15 protein-coding genes are annotated in these 20,711 nt (G+C 64.7%); 13 read left to right on the top strand and 2 right to left on the bottom strand.

What is annotated here, in order from left to right; all coding sequences use genetic code 11:
- Positions 1-179: 179 nt before the first annotated feature.
- The 4 genes from RFN30_RS01045 to RFN30_RS01030 all read left to right on the top strand — a co-directional run bounded on the left by RFN30_RS01045 (position 180) and on the right by RFN30_RS01030 (position 5,489).
- Positions 180-416, top strand: coding sequence for a hypothetical protein (locus RFN30_RS01045; RefSeq protein WP_320260285.1), 237 nt, complete (start codon positions 180-182; stop codon positions 414-416).
- Positions 410-3,604 carry an efflux RND transporter permease subunit gene (locus RFN30_RS01040; protein ID WP_320260284.1) on the top strand — a complete coding sequence of 1,065 codons (3,195 nt, stop codon included), beginning with the start codon at positions 410-412 and terminating at the stop codon, positions 3,602-3,604. Before RFN30_RS01045 ends, RFN30_RS01040 begins: the two co-directional genes overlap by 7 nt.
- A 14-nt stretch (positions 3,605-3,618) precedes the next feature.
- Positions 3,619-4,773 (top strand): efflux RND transporter periplasmic adaptor subunit, encoded by a 1,155-nt coding sequence (locus RFN30_RS01035; protein WP_320260283.1) that lies wholly within the window; start codon positions 3,619-3,621, stop codon positions 4,771-4,773.
- A gap of 440 nt (positions 4,774-5,213) precedes the next feature.
- Positions 5,214-5,489, top strand: coding sequence for a hypothetical protein (locus RFN30_RS01030; RefSeq protein WP_320260282.1), 276 nt, complete (start codon positions 5,214-5,216; stop codon positions 5,487-5,489).
- Between the two features lie 469 nt (positions 5,490-5,958).
- On the opposite strand, the gene RFN30_RS01025 is transcribed toward RFN30_RS01030, so the two are convergent.
- A complete protein-coding gene (locus RFN30_RS01025; RefSeq protein ID WP_320260281.1) occupies positions 5,959-6,885 on the bottom strand; it encodes a LysR substrate-binding domain-containing protein in 927 nt (308 codons plus the stop codon).
- Between the two features lie 104 nt (positions 6,886-6,989).
- On the opposite strand from RFN30_RS01025, the gene RFN30_RS01020 reads away from it, so the two are divergent.
- From RFN30_RS01020 to RFN30_RS00985, 8 genes are all read left to right on the top strand, one after another.
- A complete protein-coding gene (locus RFN30_RS01020) occupies positions 6,990-7,781 on the top strand; it encodes a HalD/BesD family halogenase (protein ID WP_320260280.1) in 792 nt (263 codons plus the stop codon).
- Between the two features lie 95 nt (positions 7,782-7,876).
- A complete protein-coding gene (locus RFN30_RS01015; RefSeq protein ID WP_320260279.1) occupies positions 7,877-8,596 on the top strand; it encodes a GntR family transcriptional regulator in 720 nt (239 codons plus the stop codon).
- Positions 8,593-9,696, top strand: coding sequence for a mandelate racemase/muconate lactonizing enzyme family protein (locus tag RFN30_RS01010; RefSeq protein ID WP_320260278.1), 1,104 nt, complete (start codon positions 8,593-8,595; stop codon positions 9,694-9,696). Before RFN30_RS01015 ends, RFN30_RS01010 begins: the two co-directional genes overlap by 4 nt.
- A 325-nt stretch (positions 9,697-10,021) precedes the next feature.
- Positions 10,022-11,686 carry an ABC transporter substrate-binding protein gene (locus tag RFN30_RS01005; RefSeq protein ID WP_320260277.1) on the top strand — a complete coding sequence of 555 codons (1,665 nt, stop codon included), beginning with the start codon at positions 10,022-10,024 and terminating at the stop codon, positions 11,684-11,686.
- 129 nt (positions 11,687-11,815) lie between these two features.
- A complete protein-coding gene (locus tag RFN30_RS01000) occupies positions 11,816-14,155 on the top strand; it encodes a molybdopterin guanine dinucleotide-containing S/N-oxide reductase (protein ID WP_320260276.1) in 2,340 nt (779 codons plus the stop codon).
- An 11-nt stretch (positions 14,156-14,166) separates the two neighbouring features.
- Positions 14,167-15,120, top strand: coding sequence for an ABC transporter permease (locus tag RFN30_RS00995; RefSeq protein ID WP_320260941.1), 954 nt, complete (start codon positions 14,167-14,169; stop codon positions 15,118-15,120).
- Positions 15,117-16,001 (top strand): ABC transporter permease, encoded by an 885-nt coding sequence (locus RFN30_RS00990; protein ID WP_320260275.1) that lies wholly within the window; start codon positions 15,117-15,119, stop codon positions 15,999-16,001. Before RFN30_RS00995 ends, RFN30_RS00990 begins: the two co-directional genes overlap by 4 nt.
- Entirely contained in the window at positions 15,994-18,015 is a 2,022-nt protein-coding gene (locus tag RFN30_RS00985; protein WP_320260274.1) for an ABC transporter ATP-binding protein, read from the top strand. Before RFN30_RS00990 ends, RFN30_RS00985 begins: the two co-directional genes overlap by 8 nt.
- A gap of 7 nt (positions 18,016-18,022) precedes the next feature.
- Here the strand turns inward: RFN30_RS00985 and RFN30_RS00980 are convergent, their stop codons facing one another.
- Positions 18,023-18,931: a LysR family transcriptional regulator gene (locus RFN30_RS00980; protein ID WP_320260273.1), complete on the bottom strand. Its 909-nt coding sequence runs from the start codon at positions 18,929-18,931 to the stop codon at positions 18,023-18,025.
- A gap of 124 nt (positions 18,932-19,055) precedes the next feature.
- On the opposite strand from RFN30_RS00980, the gene RFN30_RS00975 reads away from it, so the two are divergent.
- Complete coding sequence (locus tag RFN30_RS00975; protein ID WP_320260940.1) at positions 19,056-20,711, top strand: ABC transporter substrate-binding protein; 1,656 nt, start codon at positions 19,056-19,058, stop codon at positions 20,709-20,711.

Raw genomic sequence — 20,711 nt, 5'->3', positions numbered from 1 at the left:
CAGAATGTTACTTACTGGTAACACCTATGTCGCTTCCCGTCAACGACAAGGGCTCCGCCGATAGGCCCTGCCAAAGCGAGATGGGGACATACCTGCCTGTCATGCGGCTTCGGCCGGTGAAAAGAGAGAAAAACGGTCCGTGATCATCCGATGCGGGCCGCAAGCAAGGAGCTACTCCTATGCAAAAGCGTAAAGACCTGACAATCGACGAAGCCATCCGGGATCCGATGATCCGGCTGGTGATGAAGGCGGACGGGATCGATCCCACAGCCTTCGAACGGATGCTGCGCTCGCGCGCAGCAGAACATGCGTCGGACGATGTCCTACCGTCCTTCCTGGAGGATTCCGGCTCCGGTCGGGCCCGGCGCCTCCGCCACTTCGCAAAACCGTTCGGCGAGGCATCCGCATCATGGTGAAATTCTTCATCCACCGCCCGATCTTCGCGTCGGCGATCGCCATCATCATGGTGCTCGCCGGCGCGATCGCCTATTTCCTGCTGCCGGTTTCGCAATTCCCCGACATCACGCCCCCGCAGGTCGTGGTCAGCGCCCACTACCCTGGCGCCAGCGCGCAGGTGGTCGCCGATACGGTCACCACGCCGCTCGAGCAGCAGATCAACGGCGTCCAAGGCATGACCTACATGTCGTCGACGAGCTCGAATGACGGCTCCTCGACCATCACCATCACTTTCGACGTCGGCTATCCGCTGAGCACAGCGGCGGTCGACGTGCAAAACCGCGTCTCGCAGGCCGCATCCTCCCTCCCGGCCATCGTCAACCAGGGCGGCGTGACGATCAAAAAGCAGAACCCGAACTTCGTCCTCATCGTCGACCTCACCTCGCCGGACGGCTCGGTCGATCCGGTGGCGCTGAGCAACCTCGCCTATCTCCAGGTGGTCGATCCGCTGAAGCGCTTGCCCGGTGTCGGCGACGTGCAGATCTTCGGCGAGCGGCGCTATTCGATGCGCGTCTGGCTCGACCCGGACAAGCTGGCCAATCTCGGCATCACCGCAGTCGACGTGCAGAACGCGATTGCCGAGCAGAACGTGCAGGTGGCGGCCGGTAAGATCGGCCAGTCGCCGGCGCCGGCCGGCACCGCCTTCGAAATGCAGGTCAACGCGGTCGGCCGCTTGAGCGACCCCAAGGAATTCGGCGACATCGTCGTGCGCGCCAATTCGCAGAACGGCTCGCTCGTCAGGCTGCGCGACGTCGCCCGCATCGAGCTCGGCGCGCTGCAATATTCCTCCTCGGCCTTCTTCGGCAAGGATCCGACGGTGGTTTTAGCCGTCTACCAGATGCCCGGCTCCAACGCGCTGGACCTGCAGCAGCGGGTCAAGGACAAGATGCAGGAGTTGTCGGCGCGCTTCCCGAAGGGCGTCCACTACGCCATGCATTACGACACGACGCGCTTCGTCTCGGCCTCGATGCATGACGTGCTGATCACGCTCGGCGAGGCGCTGGTGCTGGTCGTGGCGGTGGTGTTCATCTTCCTGCAGAGCTGGCGCACCACCATCATCCCGACCATCGCCATCCCCGTGTCGCTGATCGCGACGCTGGCGGTGATGTATATGCTGGGCTTCTCGCTCAACATGCTCTCCCTGCTCGGCATGGTGCTGGCGATCGGCCTTGTCGTCGACGACGCCATCGTCGTGGTCGAGAATGTCGAGCGACAACTGGAGGCCGGGCTCGCGCCGCTCGCCGCGACGCGGGCGGCGATGGCCGAAGTGACCGGACCGATCATCGCCACAACGGCGGTGCTCGCGGCGGTGTTCATCCCGGTCGCCTTCATCCCCGGCGTGTCGGGACGGCTCTACAACCAGTTCGCGCTCACCGTCGCGATCTCGGTCGGCATCTCGGCCTTCAACTCGCTGACGCTCTCCCCGGCGCTGAGCGCCGCGTTCCTGCGCCATCGCGGCGAGACGCAGTTCGTGCTGTTCCGCTGGTTCAATGCCGGCTTCGACTGGCTGTCGCATGCCTATGCGCGTGGCGTGCGCATCCTGATCAAGCTGCGCTGGGCCATGCTCGGCCTGTTCGCGGCCGGCCTGGTCGCCACCTACTTCGTCTGGCAGAAGCTGCCCTCGACCTTCCTCCCCGTGGAGGACCAGGGTTATTTCTTCGTCGTCATCCAGCTGCCGGACGGCGCTTCGCTGGAGCGCACCGACGCGGTGGCTCAGAAGGCGCGCGACGTCCTGCAGAACACGCCCGGCGTCGACATCGTCGGCTCGATCAGCGGCCTCAACTTCCTGACCAGCGCCGCGCAGTCGAACTCGGCGGTGGAGTTTGCCATCCTGAAGCCGTGGGACGAGCGCGGCCCCGACCAGAACGCCTCGAAGCTGGTCGCTGAGGTGCGCAACAAGCTGCTGCAGATACCGGAAGCCTTCGCGCTTTCCTTCGATCCGCCCTCGATCCCGGGCCTCGGCACCACCGGCGGCTTCGAGTTCCAGGTGGAGGACCTCTCCGGACGCGGCAGCGCCGCGCTCAACGAGGTCACGCAGGCGCTGATCGCCGAGGCACGCAAGCAGCCGGAGCTCAACCCGCAGCAGTTGTTCTCGTCCTTCTCGACCTCGACGCCGCAGTTCAACTACGACCTCGACCGCAGCAAGGCGAAGCTCCTCGGCCTCAACCTGCCCGACGTGTTCAACACGCTGCAGATCTATCTCGGCTCGCTCTACGTCAACGACTTCAACCTGTTCGGCCGCACCTTCCGTGTGACCATCCAGGCCGACAAGGACGCGCGCGGAAATGCGACCGACATCTCGCGGCTCTACGTGCGCAACGCGTCGGGCGGCATGGTGCCGCTGAGCACGCTGGGCAAGCTGGTGCCGATCGTCGGACCGGAGACCGTGCCGCATTACAACAACAACGCGTCGGCCCTCATCAACGGCGGCGCGGCTCCGGGCTTCTCGTCCGGACAGGCGGTGGCGGCCATGGAGCGGGCGGCGGCGAACGTGCTGCCGCGGGACTTCGGCTATGAGTGGACCGGCATCACCTATCAGGAGCTCAAGGCCGGCTCGATCGCCTCGATCGTGTTCGGGCTGGCGATCGTCTTTGTCTTCCTGATCCTGGCGGCGCAGTATGAAAGCTTCGCGATGCCCTTCATGGTGCTGCTTGCCGTGCCGCTAGCTCTATTCGGCGCCTTCGTCGTGCTCCTGCTGCGCGGCATGCAGATCGACGTCTACTCGCAGATCGGCTTCGTCATGCTGATCGGCCTGGCGGCGAAGAACGCGATCCTGATCGTCGAGTTCGCCCGACGACGCCGCGAGGAAGGCCTCACCATCGTCGAGGCGGCGATGGAAGCCGCGCGGCTGAGGCTGCGGCCGATCCTGATGACGGCGTTTGCCTTCATCCTCGGCGTGCTGCCGCTGATGTTCGCGACGGGCGCCGGTGCCGCCAGCCGGCAGTCAATCGGCACCACCGTCTTCGGCGGCATGGTGGCGGCGACCGTCCTCTCGCTGGTCTTCGTTCCGGTCTTCTACGCGGTGATCGAGAAGCTGCGCGAGCGCGGCAGCGAGAACGAACCTGCCGCGGGGCATCACTATGCCCCGCACCAACAAGAGATTGAACCGACCGCCGAGCCCGTGCGGCTCGCCGAGGCGGCCGAATAGGATTGGAGACCATCATGCGTAAATGGAAAATCGCTTTGGGAACGGCCGTCGCGCTGGGCGCCATCTCGGTGGCAAGCGTGCATCTGCTCGACATGGGCAATCTCAGCCTCAACGCCAGCACGGCGGGCGCGGCACCCGCGCCCAAGGCCTTCGTCATGCCGGTGCCGGTGGTGAACGTCGTCAAGAAGACGCTGCCGATCTATCTCGACTACGCCGCGCGCGTCGAGCCGATCCGCAGCATCACGCTGCAGGCACGCGTGCCTGGCTATCTGCAGGAGCAGACGGCGCAGGACGGCAGCGACGTCAAGCAGGGTGACCTGCTCTACAGGATCGCGACCGAGGACTATCAGGCGGCCCTTGACCAGGCCAAGGCGCAGGTCGAGCGCGACACCGCGACGCTCGATTACGCGCGCTCCAACCTCGGCCGCGGCACCGACCTCGCCAAGGCCGGCTACCTCGCCAAGGACAGCTTCGACCAGCGCACCAGCAATTTGCGCTCCGCCGAAGCGGCCCTGCTGCTCGACAAGGCGGCAGTGCGGACGGCCGAGCTCAATCTTGGCTATGCCGAGATCAAGGCGCCGTTTCCGGGCCGGATCGGCCGCAATCAGGCTTCCGTCGGCACGCTGGTGAGCGTCGCCGGCACCGTGCTCAACACGCTGGTGCAGCTCGACCCGATCTACGTCACCTTCAATCCGAGCGAGACCGACCTCGTTCAGATCGAGCAGGCCAGGGCCGCCGGCCCGATCGCGGTCGACGTGCTCCTGCCCGGCGAGACCGAGCCGAGCCAGAAGGGCCAGCTCACCTTCATCGACAACACGATCGACCATTCGACCGGCACGATCACGGCCCGCGCCACGATCGGCAACGCCAAGTTCACGCTGCTGCCGGGGCAGTATGTGCGCGTGCGGCTGCATGTGAAGGAACAGCCCAACACGCTGATGGTGCCGCAGGTGGCGCTGGGTTCCAGCCAGCTCGGCAAATACCTTTACGTTCTCGGCAAAGACAACACCGTGGACCAGAAGCTGGTCTCGCTCGGACCGACCGACGGCGACCTGATCTCCGTTACCTCCGGCATCTCCGAGAGCGACCAGGTGATCACGGGCAATTTGCAGAAGATCGGACCCGGAATGCCGGTTTCTCCCTTGCCGCAACCGAAACCGGCCAGCTGATAACCCCCATCAGTTCCGGTCCGACGGCGCCCTCGGCTCCCACGTCGAGGGCGCCGTTTTTGGTCTCCGGCTCAGACCGGGGTGCCGTCTTACCGAGCAGGGCGACGGGACCGACGACGTCGGCGCGAAGATGCGAGGAGGTGCGAAACACCGAAGGTCGATGGTGTACTATCGGCCGAGCGGTTCGACACTGCTGTTTGCAGGCGTTTCGGCGTCGTTCGGGTGTGGTCCGCCTGTTCGGCCACTTTGTCGCGAACGACTAGAAAATGGTCAACATTTCCTGCGTCTTCGCGCTCCGCGTGGCCTCACGTCAATTCGACCAAATTGACAAGTCCTGACCCTATGCCTTCCTACGGATTGCATTTTTTGATTTGCTTCTTCCATCAATGTGTGGGTAGACTTGATCCTAGGCTGCTGGGCACATCGTAGGAGACAGACAGATGGCTAAGCAGGAAAACTCGATCGAATCCGCGCATCGTGTGAAACTCCGGGAAACGGATTGGGAAGATTTGACCGAAGCGGGCGCCTATGTCGAAATTGGCAGCGGCGATCTTTATCGGTTTCCCAAGGAAGCCTTAATTCAGGGCGGATCTCCTCTCGTGACCAAGGAAAGCCACGGTGCCTCGAGGCTACTTCAGGTCAGCACCGATCCATACGTGACGACGATGAAAGCTCGGCTCATTTGCGCTCAGCATAACGTCGAGCCCAACTTCTAAGACTTGCTCCAGGCCATAGGGGCGGAATAGAATCCGCCCAGCAATATGCCAACGCTCCGGTGGCCTGGGGGCGACCATGGCGTTCGCGTTCACCTGCTCGATTGTCAATGGGGGGGGGCCGGAACCCTGGCTGGATCGGACGGCGATCCTGATCATGACGGCGCCGCCGGAGGCGCGATCGCCAGGCTCGGATCCTGCGCATCAAGCCCGGCACGCTGGACGTGTCCGAGGCAAGTACTCAGCCAATCACGTCACCGAAGGCAACCGCGAGTGCATGGTCGCGGTGTTTTCCTATTGCGAGAAGCCCGTTGGGACATCAGCGACGAAGGGGGTCGGCTTCCTCGGCTGGCAGTCTGGCGACGCACTGGAATGCCGGTGTCGCCGCTGCCGCAGAAGCCGGCGACCTGACCATCGTCGTCTGTCTTACCTACAGAAGCATGCAAGACATTTCCATTGGTTTAATCCAACTTCATTGGTTCATCCAACGCGGCGCGTCCGGCGCCGTTTTGGTGAGGAGGTCGATAAGGCCAGCCACATCGGCGCGATCGGCCTTTGCTGCAGGCATGAAGGCGCAATAGGGCTGGCCAAGCCGAACCGAGACGGGCGACAGCGCGATCAGCCGGCCCGCTTCAAGATCGTCGGCGGCCATGATCCGCTGACCGAGCGCCATCCCCAGTCCCAGCCTTGCGGCGCCGATCGCCAGGCTGGAGAGGCCCACGCGCCGGCCATGCGAGGGATCGGGCGCGCGATTGCCGCCCGCCGCCGCGAACCAGTCCGCCCAGCTCGGATGCGAGGCATAGTTCGGCCCCCAATTGGTGTGGATGAACTGGCTTTCATGGATGTTCGACAGATCGAACGCCTCGTTGCCGTGGCGCTGCCAGAATTCGGGCGACGCGACAGGCAGCACGTCGTCATGGACAAGGCGGACCATTTTCAGCGCTGGATAGTGATAGTCGCCGTAGGAAATGCGCAGGTCGATGTTCTGGCGCACGACGTCGACCGGATCGTCCTCGACGCGGACATCGATCGCCATCTGCGGAAAACCGTCCAGCAGCGCCGCCAGGCGCGGCGCCAGCCACAACTCGGCCAGCGAGAAGGGTACGCTGACGACGAGGCGCGTCCGCAAACCGCCCTCCAGCATGCGCCGGCCGATCGCGGCAATGTCGCTCAGGGCGCGTGCCGTCTGCGGATAGATGGCATGGCCGGCATCGGTCAGCGTGATGCGGTTGCCGTTGCGCAAGAAGAGCTGCTTGCCGAACCAGTCCTCCAGATTGCGGATCTGCTGGCTGACCGCCGCCGACGAGACGCCGAGCTCGGTCGCGGCCAGCGTAAAGGAGCCGGCGCGGGCGGCGACCTCGAAAGCCCTCACTGCATTCAACGGCGGAAGCCTTTCCAAGCGGCACCTCTCCACAAGTTTTTCTTGCGGAAGCCTAACAATTTTCCGCGTTGAGAGAAAGATTTCCTTGCTGTCTAGTGACCTTCAGATTTGCGGAGGACATAATGATCAAGGACATTCTCGACCTGGACCGCTACCCGCTCGACCGCGAAGGCAGCCCCGGATGGCAGCGCCTCGTCGAGGAATCGACTGCGGCGCTCAACGCAAACGGCATGTTCAACCTGGAAGGCTTCCTGCGCCCAGGCGTTGCCGAAAAGGCGGTCGCGGAAATCCGTCCGGTGATGGACACGCGCTCGCACACGCACAAGCGCATGCACAACATCTACTTCAAGCCCTCGATCCCGGAACTTTCGCCCGACCATCCGGCGCTGCGCAAGGTCGAGACGATCAGCCATACGGTCTGCGCCGACCAGATTCCGGGCAGCATCGTTCTTTCGATTTACGAGTACGAGCCGCTGGTGCGTTTCCTGGCGGCGGCGATGGGCAAACCGCAACTGCACGTGATGCAGGATCCCCTCGCCCGCGCCAATGTCATGGGCTACCGGGCCGGCGAGGCGCTCAACTGGCACTTCGACCGCTCGGAATTCACCACGACGCTGCTGCTGCAAGCCCCGGAGTTCGGCGGCGACTTCGAATACCGCACCGACCTTCGCTCGGATGACGACCCGAATTATGACGGCGTGGCGCGGTTGCTCGACGGGCGCGACCTCGAGGCCAAGATCCTGCGCATGAAAGCCGGCACGCTGAACGTCTTTCGCGGCAAGAACACCGCGCATCGCGTCACCACGGTCGAAGGCGAGCGTGAGCGGATGATCGCGGTGTTCTCCTACTACGAACGGCCAGGGGTGGTGTTCAGCGATGAAGAGCGGATCGGCTTCTATGGTCGAGCTGCATAAGGCAACGACCGATCGGAACTGAATCTGCAGATGCCCTCTTGTTAGATTGTCGACAATCTGCTTGTCTTGTAGCCGGTTCATCCGGAGTGAGACGCATGGCGAAGCTGGATTTCAGTCCGATCGCGGATACGACGCGCAGGGCCGAGATCGTCGCCCTGCTCAGGCGCGCCATCCTGACCGGCCAGTTGGAGCCCGGACAGAAGCTCAACGAGCTCAGGATTTCCGAGCAGATGCGGGTGAGCCGTGCACCGTTGCGCGAGGCAATGCGCGAGCTGGTGCAGGAAGGCATCCTGACCAGCATTCCCTATGCCGGGACCTTCGTCATCGACGTCACCGCCAAGGACATCATCGACGCCTATTCGCTGAACAAGGTGCTCGACGAATTCGCCATCGAACTCGCCTGGCCGCAGCGCGACCAGCGCTTCTTCGACGAGCTCGACCGCCGCCACGAAGCGGTGAAACAGGCGACGCGGGCGCTCGACACCACGAGCCAGATCGAAACGGCACTGCAACTGCACGGGTTGATCTATGAGTGGGCCGACAATTCGGTGCTGCTGGAGACCTGGCAGCGGCTGACCAGTCGGCTGCAGATGTATTTCGCGCTGCATCAGCGCGCGCGCAACGAGCCGGTTCCGGCCGAGGATTTGCACGAGACCTATGCGGCGCTGCTCAAGGGCTCGGACATGCGTGCCGCCCAGCGGCATGCGCGCGAGCATATCGACGGCGATTTCGAAGAGCTCCTTGCCTATGCGCGCGGCCTCGAAAAGCGCGCGTCGAAGAACCGACCTACTCGCGGACAACGGACAGCAACGTGAAGATCAAGAGCATCAAGGCCTATCATGTCGTGCAGCCCTTCGTGGACGGGCCCTACCGCATGTCCAAGGGCCGGGTTGCCGACTGTTTCGATGCGGTGATAGTCGCCATCACCTCCGACAGCGGCGTGACCGGCTGGGGCGAAATGGCGCCGCTCGGCAATTTCTACTCCGCCGCCTTTCCGGCGGGAACGCGCGCGGGCGTGCCGGAAATCGCGCCGCATCTCATCGGCCACGACCCGCACGGGCTGGCCGGCATCGGCCGGCTGATGGACACGGTGTTCAAGGGCCATCCTTACATCAAAGCCGCACTCGACATGGCGTGCTGGGATCTCGCCGCCCGCGCCGCCGACGTGCCGCTGGTGACCATGCTCGGCGGCCGTGAGAGCGAGACGGCGGAGCTCTACAGGGTCGTCACCCACGGCACGATCGACCAGATGGCAGCGCTTGCCAAGAAGATCGTCGCCGAAGGCTACCACCGGCTGCAGGTCAAGGTCGGCGGCAATGTGCGCGACGATATCGAACGGGTGACGGCGGTCGCCGCGGCCGTGCCGAAGGGCACGGTGATCTTCTGCGACGCCAATGCCGGCTGGACACCTTACCAGGCGCGCCAGTTTGCCGACGCCACGCGCGGCATCGACTACACGTTCGAGCAGCCCTGCATGACGATCGAGGAGAACATGTCGGTGCGCCGCATGCTCGACAAGCCGATGGTGCTCGACGAGTCCGTCACCTCGCTCGGCGAGATGCTGGAAATCCATCGCAGGGGTGTTGCCGACGGGCTGACGCTGAAGATCTCGCGGCTGGGCGGCGTGACGCAGACACGGCTGATCCGTGACGTTGCGGTCGATCTCGGCTTCATGATCACCGTGGAGGACACCGGCGGAGCCGAGATCGACACCGCCGCCATGGCGCATCTGTCGCTCTCGACGCCGGAAGAGCGCCGGCTGCATGCGATCGCGTTCCACGAATGGGTGACGGTGCGCACCGCTGCCAACAAGCCGCCGGTGACGGGCAGCCGCATGGGCATTCCCGACGGCCCCGGCCTCGGCATCGATGTCGCCCCCGACCTGCTCGGCAAGCCCTTCTTCGAGATCGGCTGAGATGAAGGTTAACGGCTGCACCGTGACCCCAAAACAGCCTGGCACCCATTGCCGGCCGCATTGCACCGGGCGGACGTGAAGAAAGGAGGCGATAGACCGAGCAGAAGAAGCGGTCGCGATTTGATCGGACCGCCAGACCGAAGATGGCATGCATCAAGAAAATCTGACCTTCCCGCTTCCAGGAGCGAATGGACCGGACAAAACTGCATGCTAAAGTTCGTTCGACAGAAATTCTTGACGATGGCCGGGACCGGAGAACTCCACGGGATTTCGTCAACCGGAATGCACTCGCCAACCACAAGAACTGGGGAAAGGGTTTAGACCCATGAGCAAGAACTACCGCATTCTCGATCTCATCCGGCGCAACCGCACGCCGCTCGAAAACCACCTTATCGACGGCCTCATCGATGGCCGCATCAGCCGTCGCGACTTCGTCCGCCACGGCAGTCTGCTCGGCCTGTCGCTGCCGCTGCTCGGCCGCATCGGCATGGCCGCCGGCTTCGGCGCCGCGCCCTCGCTTGCCCGCGCTCAAGGGGCGCCGGGCGCCACCATCCGCGTCGGCAGCAGCGTGCCGGCAGCCGCGATCGACCCGGTCACCATCGCTGACGCCGGCGGCCTGCTGGTGATGCAGCAGGTGGCCGAATTCCTCTGCGTCGACGGCCCGGACCTTGTGCTGAAGCCGGCGCTGGCGGAAAGCTGGAAGCCGAACGCCGACGGCACGGTGTGGACCTTCACGCTGCGCAAGGGCGTGAAATTCCACTCGGGCGGAGAGATGAAGGCCGAGGACGTGGTGGCGAGCATCGATCGCCTCGCCGATCCCGCCAATTCGTCCAATGCGCTATCGGTGTTCACCGGCATCCTCCAGAAGGGCAACACCAAGAAGGTCGACGACTACACGGTGGAATTCCACCTCGACGCGCCGAACGGCAACTTCCCCTATATGGTGTCGTCCGACAACTACAACGCCGTGATCATCCCGGCGAGCTACAAGGGCGACTACGAAAAAAGCTTCGACGGCACCGGGCCGTTCAAGCTGGAGAAATACACGCCCAAGGTCGGCGCCTCCTTCGTGCGCAACGAGGATTACTGGGGCGAGAAGGCGCTGCCGGAGCGTACCGAATTCACCTTCTTCACCGATATCCAGCCGCAGATCCTCGCGCTGCAAGGCGGCCAGATCGACATCATCAACCAGATGCCGGTGCTCGCCGGCGTCGGCCTGCTCAGCGATCCGAATGTCGACATCATCAGCCTGAAGTCGGTGGCGCACCAGCAGTTGCACCTGCGCTGCGATTCCGATCCGTTCAAGGATCCGCGCGTGCGCCGGGCGATTGCGCTCAGCATCGACCGCAAGAAGCTCGTCGCCGGCCTGATGAAGGGCCGCGCCCAGGAAGGCAATGACAGTCCGTTTGCGAGCGCCTATCCGTCGACCGACACCAGCGTGCCGCAGCGCGAGCAGGACATCGCGCAGGCCAAGCAGCTGATGGAAGCGGCCGGCGCCGGCAAGGGCTTCAAGGTGACGCTGACCACGGAGCGCTATCTGGAAATCCCCGAATACGCGCAGCTTGTCCAGAACTGGGTCAAGGAGATCGGCATCGAGCTCGAGCTCAACATCCTCGACCAGGGCGCCTATTACGGCGATGCGGTGTTCGGCAAGTCGAACTGGCTGGATTCGGTGATGGGCATCACCGATTACGGCCACCGCGGCGTGCCGAATGTCTATCTTGCGGCACCTCTGAAGAGCGACGGCACCTGGAATGCCGCCCACTTCAAGAACAAGGATTACGACCAGCTGGCGACGAGCTATATCGCTGCCCTCGACCTCGAGGCGCAGAAGGCCACCGCCGGCAAGATCCAGAAGCTGCTGCTCGAGGAAACACCGGTGATCTTCGGCTATTTCTACGACTACCTGACGGCGACGGCGAAGGGGGTGACGGGCGTGCAGCCCACCGCCATGTCGCAGCTGTTCCTCGAAAAGGCCTCGAAGGCCTGACGAGAAGGAGCCGTAGATCCCGGGTCGTCAGCCCCGCACGGGGCTGGCGCTTCGCGACCGGCCGGGACAGGGTGCAAGGCGCCCTGCCCCCAATGGTCATCGCGGGATGATCCGCTATTGATCCTTTCCATGGAGTCCAGGACCCTGCTTACCACCCTGCATTGGGGGACATACGAGGTCAGCGCTGAGAATGGCCGGCTCGTGGGTGTGGAGCCGTGGAGCGGCGACCCTGATCCGTCACCGATCGGCAAATCCATGCTCGGCACCACGCAAGGGAACATGCGCGTGGCGCGACCCGCGATCCGGCGCGGCTGGCTCGAAGGTGACCGGTCGTCGCCCATCGGACGGCGCGGCGGCGAGCCGTTTGTCGAGGTGCCCTGGGAAACGGCCCTGGATATCCTGGCGGCCGAGCTGGGCCGGGTCCGCACTGCCCATGGAAACGCAGCGATCTATGCCGGCTCCTACGGATGGGCGAGCGCCGGGCGCTTCCACCATGCGCAAAGCCAGCTCCACCGCTTCCTCAACACGATCGGCGGCTATACCAGCTCGGTACTGAGCTACTCCTACGGCGCCGCGGAGATCATCCTGCCGCATGTGCTCGGCAGCACCGACGGACTGACAGGCAATCATTCCACCTGGGACGGGATCGAGCAGCACAGCCAGCTCATCGTCGCCTTTGGCGGGCTGCCTTGGCGCAACGCGCAGATCCAGGGCGGCGGCTCGGCGCGCCACGAAGCATCGGCCGCCCTGCGCAACGCCGCCGCCAACGGCGCGCGTCTGATCAATATCTCGCCGGTGCGCGACGACGCACCGCGCAGCGTCGAGGCCGAGTGGCTGCCGCTTCGCCCGAACAGCGACACCGCGGTCATGCTTGCGCTCTGCCATGTGCTGATCCGCGAGGACCTTCACGACGGGGCGTTCCTGGCGCGTTATTGCACCGGCTTCGAGAGCGTGCGGGCCTATATTGTGGGCGAAAGCGACGGCCAGCCGAAGGATCCGGCATGGGCGGCGTCGCTCAGCGGCGTGGCCAAAGACAAAATCATTGCGCTGGCGCGCGAGATGGCCGCCAGGCGCACCATACTGATGGTCAGCTGGTCGCTGCAGCGCGCCGACCATGGCGAGCAACCCTATTGGGCGGCGATCACACTGGCCGCGCTGCTCGGGCAGATCGGATTGGCCGGCGGCGGCATCGGCTTCGGCTATTCGTCGACAAACGGCGCCGGCAGGCCGGAGCTGGGGTTTCGCTGGCCGTCAGTGCCGCAAGGCCGCAACCCGGTGCCGGATTTCATACCGGCGGCACGCGTCGCCGACATGCTGCTCGATCCGGGCGGATCGTTCGAATTCAACGGCGCCTCGCTGTCCTATCCCGATGTCAGGCTCGTCTACTGGGCCGGCGGGAACCCGTTCCATCACCATCAGGACCTCAACCGCCTGGTCGAGGCTTGGCAGCGGCCCGAGACGATCATCGTCCACGAGCCGTTCTGGACGGCGACCGCGCGCCATGCCGATATCGTGCTGCCGGTCACCACGCCGCTGGAGTGGAACGACCTCGCCTTTTCCAACCGCGAGAACCTCATCGTCGCGATGAAACAGGCTATCGATCCGGTCGGGGAGGCGCGCGACGACTACGGCATCTTTGCCGGGCTTGCGAAACGGCTCGGCGTGCATGAGGCCTTCACCGAAGGTCGCGACGCCGATGAATGGATCCGGCTGCTCTACGCGCAGGCATGCGAGAATGCCGACGCTGTCGGCATCGACATGCCGCCATTCGAGCGTTTCTGGCGTGACGGCCACGCCGAACTTACCCGCAAGGTCACCTCGCAGACATTGCTTGGGCCGTTCCGCTCCGATCCGGAGCGGCATCGGCTGGCGACCCCGTCGGGGCGCATAGAGCTCTATTCCTCGACGATCGACGGCTTTGGCTATGACGACTGCCGCGGCCACGCCGTGTGGAAGGAGCCACGGGAATGGCTCGGCAACAGCGAGCTTGCCGGGCGCTTCCCGCTGCATCTGTTGTCGCCGCAACCGGCGGACAAGCTGCACAGCCAGTTGGATCATGGCTCGGTCAGCCGGGCCGGCAAGGTCGCCGGCCGCGCTCCGCTGTGGATCAACCAGGCCGACGCCGCGGCGCGCGGCATCCGTGACGGAGATATCGTTTTCGTCTCCAACGACCGCGGATCGTGTCTTGCCGGGGCAGTGCTGACCGACGGCCTCATACAGGGCGTCGTGCAGTTGCCGACAGGCGCGTGGTTCGATCCGTCTGAACCCGCACCGTCGCTGGAAAAGCACGGCAATCCGAATGTCCTGACGCCAGACCGGGGCACGTCACGCCTTGCCCAATCGCCGACCTGCAATTCGACACTGGTTCAGGTGTCGCGATTTGACGGGGCTGCTCCACCGGTGACGGCATTCGAGCCGCCTGTCATACTGAACCTGCCCGGCATGGCCGGGCGACGCGGTCTTTCATAGGAGTCGATGCCATTCTCGCTTTCCTCTTCCGGCGCCTGGCTCTGTCGCTCGTCACGTTGTTCCTGCTCAGCGTCATGGTGTTCCTCGGCGGCCAGGTGCTGCCCGGCAATGTCGGGCGCGCCATATTGGGACCGTTTGCCGACCAGCGCGCCGTCGACGCGCTCAACCACTCGCTCGGCGTCGACCGTCCGCTGCTCGTCCAATACGGAACCTGGATCTGGAATTTCCTGCATGGCGACATGGGCACGTCCTACATTTTCCGCGCGCCGGTCGCGCCCTTCGTTATCGGCGCTTTGGGCAATTCGATGAAGCTGGCGCTCGTCGCCTTCCTGCTGGTGGTGCCGATCGGCATCCTCGGCGGCGTCATCGCCGCGCTCAACCTCAACCGGCCGCTCGACCGCATCATCAGCCTCGGCGGCCTGTCGGTGACGGTGCTGCCCGAATTCGTCACCGGCATCATCCTGATCCTGATCTTCGGGGTCTGGCTGCGCTGGCTGCCGATCGCGGCCGCCTGGCCGAAAGGCGCCGGCTTCTTCATCCAGCTCTATTATCTCATCCTGCCGTCGCTGCCGCTGTTTCTGGTGCTGTTCGGCTATATCGCGCGCATGGCGCGGTCCGGCATGATCGAGGCGCTCGATTCCGACTATACGCGCACCGCCGTGCTCAAGGGCTTGCCGTGGCGCACGGTGATCTGGCGGCATGTGCTGCGCAACGCGCTGTTGCCGACCATCACCGTCATCGCCACGCAGACCGGCTATCTGATCGGCGGGCTGGTCGTGATCGAGACGCTGTTCCGCTACCAGGGCATCGGCTCGCTGATCTTCACCGCCGCGCGCGGCAAGGATTTCCCGATGCTCGAAGCCGGCATCCTCACCATCGGCATCGTCTATGCTGTGGCGACATTGGTCGCCGATTTCCTCTATTCCGTGCTCAATCCGCGCATCCGGCTGGGAGCAGAGCAATGAGCGCGACGGACACTCCCGCGAATGTGCCCGCACCCGATGCCGCTTCGCGGCGCGGTCCTTGGGGCGACGTGCTGCACTCGCTGTTGCGGTCGGGAACCTTCCTGACCGGTCTCGGCATCGTCCTGTTCTGGGTCATCTGCGCGCTCTTCGGCGAGCATTTCGTGCCTTACGACCCACTCGCCGACGACATCATCAACGCGCTTGCGCCGCCGTCGGCCGAACACTGGTTCGGCACCGACCAGATCGGCCGCGATGTCTTCTCGCGCGTCATCGTCGGCTCGCGCGACATCCTGACAGTCGCGCCCCTGGCCACGATCCTGGCGACCATTGCCGGCACCGCGCTGGGGCTGCTCATCGGCTATTTCCGCGGCATCGTCGACGACATCGTCAGCCGCGTGCTTGAAGTGTTCATGGCGATCCCGGTGGTGATCATCGCGCTGCTCGCCATCGTCGCGCTCGGCACGTCGAAGATCACCGTCATCGTCGTCATCGGCCTGAGCTTTGCGCCGATCATCGCCCGCACGGTGCGCTCGGCGGTGCTGGCCGAACGCGAGCTCGACTACGTCGCGGCGGCCAAGCTGCGCCACGAGGGCGCGCTGCACACGATGTTCGTCGAGATCCTGCCCAACGTCATCCCGCCGATCCTGGTCGAGACGACAGTGCGCCTCGGCTATGCCATCTTCGCCGTCGCCACGCTCTCCTTCATGGGCTTCGGCATCCAGCCGCCCTCGCCCGACTGGGGGCTCTCGATCTCCAGCAATTACGGCATGATCGGCGGCGGTTTCTGGTGGACGGTGCTGTTCGATGCGCTGGCGATCGCCTCGCTGGTGATCGGCGTCAACCTGGTGGCCGACGGCGTCCATGGAGCGTTCAATGACTGACAAGAACGCGCTCGAGCTCAACGACCTCTCGGTCGCCTATCGTGTCGGCGGCCGCAACCGGGCGGTGCTGCGCAATGTCAGCTTCACCATCGGCCGCGGCGAGGCCTATGGGCTGGTCGGCGAATCCGGGTGCGGGAAATCCACGGCGGCGCTGTCGGTGGTGCGCTACCTGCCGCGCAACGGCTCGATCACCGGCGGCTCGATCGCGCTCGACGGCCAGGACGTGATGAAGCTCGACGCCGAGGCGCTCAGGCGCGCCCGCGCGGAAAGTGTGTCGATGGTCTATCAGGACCCCGGCAAGGCGCTGAATCCGTCGCTGCGCATCGGCCGGCAACTGACCGAGATCTTCGAGCTGGTCGGCGTCTCGGGACAGGCAGCGAGCGACAAGGCGATCGCGATGCTGAACCTTGTGCGCATCTCGGATCCGGCCAGCGTCATGCAACGCTATCCGCACCAGCTTTCCGGCGGCATGCAGCAGCGCGTGGCGATTGCCATGGCCTTGGCCAACGACCCGTCGATGCTGATCCTCGACGAGCCGACGACGGGCCTCGACGCCACGGTCGAAGCCGAAGTGCTCGACCTGATCGCTCAGCTGAGAAGAGAGCTGTCGGCCTCGATCCTGTTCATCAGCCACAATCTCGCCGTCGTATCCAACATGTGCGACCGGGTCGGGGTGCTCTATGCCGGCATGCTGGTCGAGGAAGGCTCGACGAAGGATGTGTTCAACGATCCGCGCCATCCCTACACGGTGGCGCTGCTGCGTTGCCTGCCGCGCGGCGGCCAGCGCAAGGATCAGGGTCGGCTCGACACCATCCCCGGCTTTCTGCCCGGCATCGGCGCCAACATCGTTGGGTGCGCGTTTGCCGATCGCTGCGCATTGGCGACGGAGCGCTGCCGCAGCGAGCCGCCCCCGCTTTACGATCTGGGTGAAGGCCGGCTGTCGCGCTGCCACTACCACGACAAGGCGCAGTCGCTGCCACGCGCGACACCCGCCGAGATTCCCGCCGTCGCGCCGAAGCAGTCGCCACCGGTGCTGCAGGTCGAAGGGCTGAACAAGACCTATGCCAGCCACGGCCGTCCGCTGCGGGCGGTGAAGGATGTCTCGGTCAGCCTGCGGCCGGGCGAGACGCTCGGCCTGGTTGGAGAATCCGGCAGCGGCAAGACGACCTTCGCAAGGTTGCTGCTCGGCCTTGTGCCGCCCGATGAAGGCGGCAGCATCGAACTCGAAGGCAGAGAGTTGGCGCCGCGGCTTGCCAGCCGCTCGGAGGACCAGGTCAAGGCGGTGCAGATCGTCTTCCAGAATCCGGATTCGGCGCTCAACCGCTCGCATTCGATCCGGCACATCCTCAGCCGCGCACTGAAGCGGCTGGGCGGGTTGACCGGCAAGACGCTGGACACGCGGCTCGAGGAGCTTGTCCGCTCCGTGCGGCTCACCGACCGGCATCTCGCGGTCAAGCCGCGGCAGCTGTCGGGAGGGCTGAAGCAGCGCGTGGCGATCGCGCGCGCCTTTGCCGGCGATCCGCGCATTGTCGTCTGCGACGAGCCAACCTCGGCGCTCGACGTGTCGGTGCAGGCGGCGATCCTCAACCTTTTAGCCGACCTGCAGTCGAAGCAGGATGTCAGCTACATCTTCATCTCCCACGACCTCGGCGTGGTGCGCTATCTGTCCGACAAGATCGCCGTGCTCTATCTCGGCCGCATCATGGAGTTCGGGCCGTCGGAAGCGGTCTTCTCCGGACCGCACCATCCCTATACTGAAGCGCTCTTGTCGGCGGTGCCGAAACTCGACCGGACGGAGAGCTCGCGCATCCGCCTCGACGGCGAAATCCCGAGCGCGGCCAATCCGCCGAAGGGCTGCGTCTTCCACACCCGCTGCCCGCGCAAGCTCGGCGCGATCTGCGAGACGCAGGAGCCGCAGCTTTCCGAGGCCGAGCCCGGACACACGATCCGCTGCCATATTCCTTTCGCGGAACTGGCAAGGCTGCAGAAGCCGAAAGCCGTGGAGCCGGCCTGATCGCCCGTCAAAATGCCGCCGCGCCTGCCATACTGAAGGCGCGGTCGCTCTCCGCGAAAGCCTGATCACTGGACAGGTTCCTGGCGAGCGTGCGCAGGCCCGTGAGCGCAATGTCGAGCGCATCGGAAGATGCCGGGTTCTCCGGGTAAGCAAGGTAGATCGGGCGCTGGAACACCGGCGTATCCTCGACGCGCCGCAACTCGCCGCGCTCGATATGGGTGCTGACCGCACTCAGCGGCAGATAGGCGGCTGCCCGTTTCGACAGCACATGCTGCAGCCCGATGAACACCAGGCCGGCCGAGATCGCCGGCTTCACCCTGCCGGCAAAGGCGCGGTCGTGCTCGACGCGGAACTCCAGCCCCCAGTCCATCAGGATGTAGTTCTGCGTCCACGGCCCGGTCTGAGCCGCGTGCTGGACGAGGACCACCTGATCGACGGCCAGGGTCTCATAGACGATGCCGGGATGCGGCCTGGGCAGATAGAGGATGCAGATGTCGAGCAGGCCTTCGGCCATCTGGTCGATCGCCAGATCCGGAAAGCTGCCTTCAAGCCTGAGCGCCACATTCGGCCGCTTCGCCCGCATCCAGCTGATCCAAGGCGAGGTGATGCTGTCCCAGAGATAGGCCGGTGCGGTGAGCCTCAGCAGCGTCTCGTAGCCATCGGGGACGGCAATGTCCTGGCGCGATTGCTCCCAGGTGCGCGTGATGGTCGAGGCATGCGGCAGGAACTGCCGGCCGGCCGGCGTCAGTGTGACGCCGTCGCTGTCGCGGACGAACAGCTTGCGCCCCAATTGTTCTTCGAGGCCGCGAATGCGCGCGCTGACGGTGGACTGGGCAAGGTTCAGCCGGTGGGCGGCGACGGTGAAGCTGCCATGCTCGGCGACCTCGAGGAAACTGCGCAGATTCTCGGTATCCATGGCCTTTGCTTCCGATCAGCCGCCATCGGAGAATTCGATGGCCCTCATCAAAAAATATCGCTTTTCGGTCGTGGTCAACAATGAACTAGATGGCGAAGCCCCACGCCAGCCAAGGAATGCAGCCATGCCGAAGCATTTCAGGACGATCGACGCCGCTCGCAGGAATCTCAGCGCAATCGAAAATTCCGCTATCGACGAATTGCTCGTCGGTAGAGTCGGCCGGCGCGAATTCCTGCGCCATGGCAGCGTGCTCGGCCTGTCGCTGCCGTTCCTCGGCGGCATCGCCTCGGCACTCGGACTTGGCGCACCCGAGGCGCGCGCTGAAGACAAGCCCGGCGGCACGGTGCGCGCCGGCATTGCCGTGCCCGGCGGCGCCATCGACCCGGTGACCTTCTACGACAGCGGCAGCTACCAGCTCGTCTTCCAGACGGCCGAGTTCCTGTGCGTGACGCAGCCCGACCTGACGCTGAAGCCGGTGCTGGCCGAAAGCTGGTCGCCGAACGCTGACGGCAGCGTGTGGAACTTCAAGCTGCGCAAGGGCGTGAAATTCCACAATGGCGAGGATTTCAAGGCCGACGACGTGGTGGCGACCTTCGATCGCCTCGCCGATCCGGCTGGCGCATCGAATGCGCTGTCGGTGTTCAAGGGTCTGTTGTCGAAAGGCGGCACGCGCAAGGTCGACGACCACACCGTCGAGTTCCACCTCGACGCGCCGAACGGCAGCTTCCCCTACTCGGTGTCGATCGACAACTACAATGCCGTCATCCTACCGGCGAGCTACAAGGGCGACTACGAGAAGACTTTCGAAGGCACCGGTCCGTTCCGGCTCGAAAGCTATACGCCGAAGGTCGGCGCGAGCTTCGTGCGCAATCCCGACTACTGGGGCGAGAAGGCGCTGCCCGACCGGCTCGAATTCAAGTTCTATGCCGACGTGCAGCCGCGCATTCTGGCGCTGCAGGCGGGCGAGGTCGACGTGCTCGACGCCGTCCCGCTTGATGTCAGCCAGGTGGTGCTCGGCAATCCCGACATCACGGTGCTGCGCGTCGCCTCCACCGCGCATCGCCAGCTCCATATGCGCTGCGATATGGCGCCCTTCACCGACAAGCGCGTGCGCCAGGCGCTGGCGCTCTCGATCGACCGCTCCAAGCTGGTCGACGGTCTCTGCCGCGGCATGGCGGCGACCGGCAATGACAGCCCGTTCGCGCCGGCCTTCCCCGCCACCGACAAATCGGTGGCGCAGCGCGCGCAGGACATCGCCAAGGCCAAGCAGCTGATGGAAGCGGCCGGCCTCGCGAGTGGCTTCGACATGACGCTGACGACGCTGCGCTATTCCGACATTCCGGGCTACGCGCAGCTGTTCCAGAACTTTGCCAAGGAGATCGGCGCGCGCATCTCGCTCAACATCGAGGACCAGGACAAATACTACGGCAAGGCGGTGTTCGGCCAGTCGGACTGGCTGGACAGCCCGCTCGGCATCACCGACTACGCGCATCGCAGCGTGCCGAACGTCTTCCTGAAAAGCCCGCTGGTCAGCGACGGTCCGTGGAATGCGGCGCATTTCAAGAACGCCACCTATGACGGGCTGGTCACCGGCTATCTCAAGGCGCTCGACCTCGACGCCCAGCGCAAGGCCGCTTCCGACATCCAGAAGCTGCTGCTCGACGAGACGCCGGTGATCTTCAGCTATTTCCCGGACCTTTTGGTGCCGGTGCGCAAGAATGTCAGCGGCCTGCCGCCGATCGCCGCCGGGCTGCTGCTCGACCGGGTATCGATAGGTTGA

This window comes from Mesorhizobium dulcispinae, from assembly GCF_033977345.1.
GTDB classification, from domain to species: Bacteria; Pseudomonadota; Alphaproteobacteria; order Rhizobiales; family Rhizobiaceae; genus Mesorhizobium; species Mesorhizobium dulcispinae.
Note: the sequence above shows the minus strand (reverse complement) of the source record. Positions and strands in the feature narration are given on the sequence as shown.

Bases quoted from the DNA above. Each gene is read 5' to 3' on its own strand.
- RFN30_RS01045 (WP_320260285.1), top strand. From the start codon at position 180: ATGCAAAAGCGTAAAGACCTGACAATCGACGAAGCCATCCGGGATCCG.
- RFN30_RS01040 (WP_320260284.1), top strand. From the start codon at position 410: ATGGTGAAATTCTTCATCCACCGCCCGATCTTCGCGTCGGCGATCGCC.
- RFN30_RS01035 (WP_320260283.1), top strand. From the start codon at position 3,619: ATGCGTAAATGGAAAATCGCTTTGGGAACGGCCGTCGCGCTGGGCGCC.
- RFN30_RS01030 (WP_320260282.1), top strand. From the start codon at position 5,214: ATGGCTAAGCAGGAAAACTCGATCGAATCCGCGCATCGTGTGAAACTC.
- RFN30_RS01020 (WP_320260280.1), top strand. From the start codon at position 6,990: ATGATCAAGGACATTCTCGACCTGGACCGCTACCCGCTCGACCGCGAA.
- RFN30_RS01015 (WP_320260279.1), top strand. From the start codon at position 7,877: ATGGCGAAGCTGGATTTCAGTCCGATCGCGGATACGACGCGCAGGGCC.
- RFN30_RS01005 (WP_320260277.1), top strand. From the start codon at position 10,022: ATGAGCAAGAACTACCGCATTCTCGATCTCATCCGGCGCAACCGCACG.
- RFN30_RS01000 (WP_320260276.1), top strand. From the start codon at position 11,816: ATGGAGTCCAGGACCCTGCTTACCACCCTGCATTGGGGGACATACGAG.
- RFN30_RS00990 (WP_320260275.1), top strand. From the start codon at position 15,117: ATGAGCGCGACGGACACTCCCGCGAATGTGCCCGCACCCGATGCCGCT.
- RFN30_RS00985 (WP_320260274.1), top strand. From the start codon at position 15,994: ATGACTGACAAGAACGCGCTCGAGCTCAACGACCTCTCGGTCGCCTAT.
- RFN30_RS00980 (WP_320260273.1), bottom strand. From the start codon at position 18,931: ATGGATACCGAGAATCTGCGCAGTTTCCTCGAGGTCGCCGAGCATGGC.
- RFN30_RS00975 (WP_320260940.1), top strand. From the start codon at position 19,056: ATGCCGAAGCATTTCAGGACGATCGACGCCGCTCGCAGGAATCTCAGC.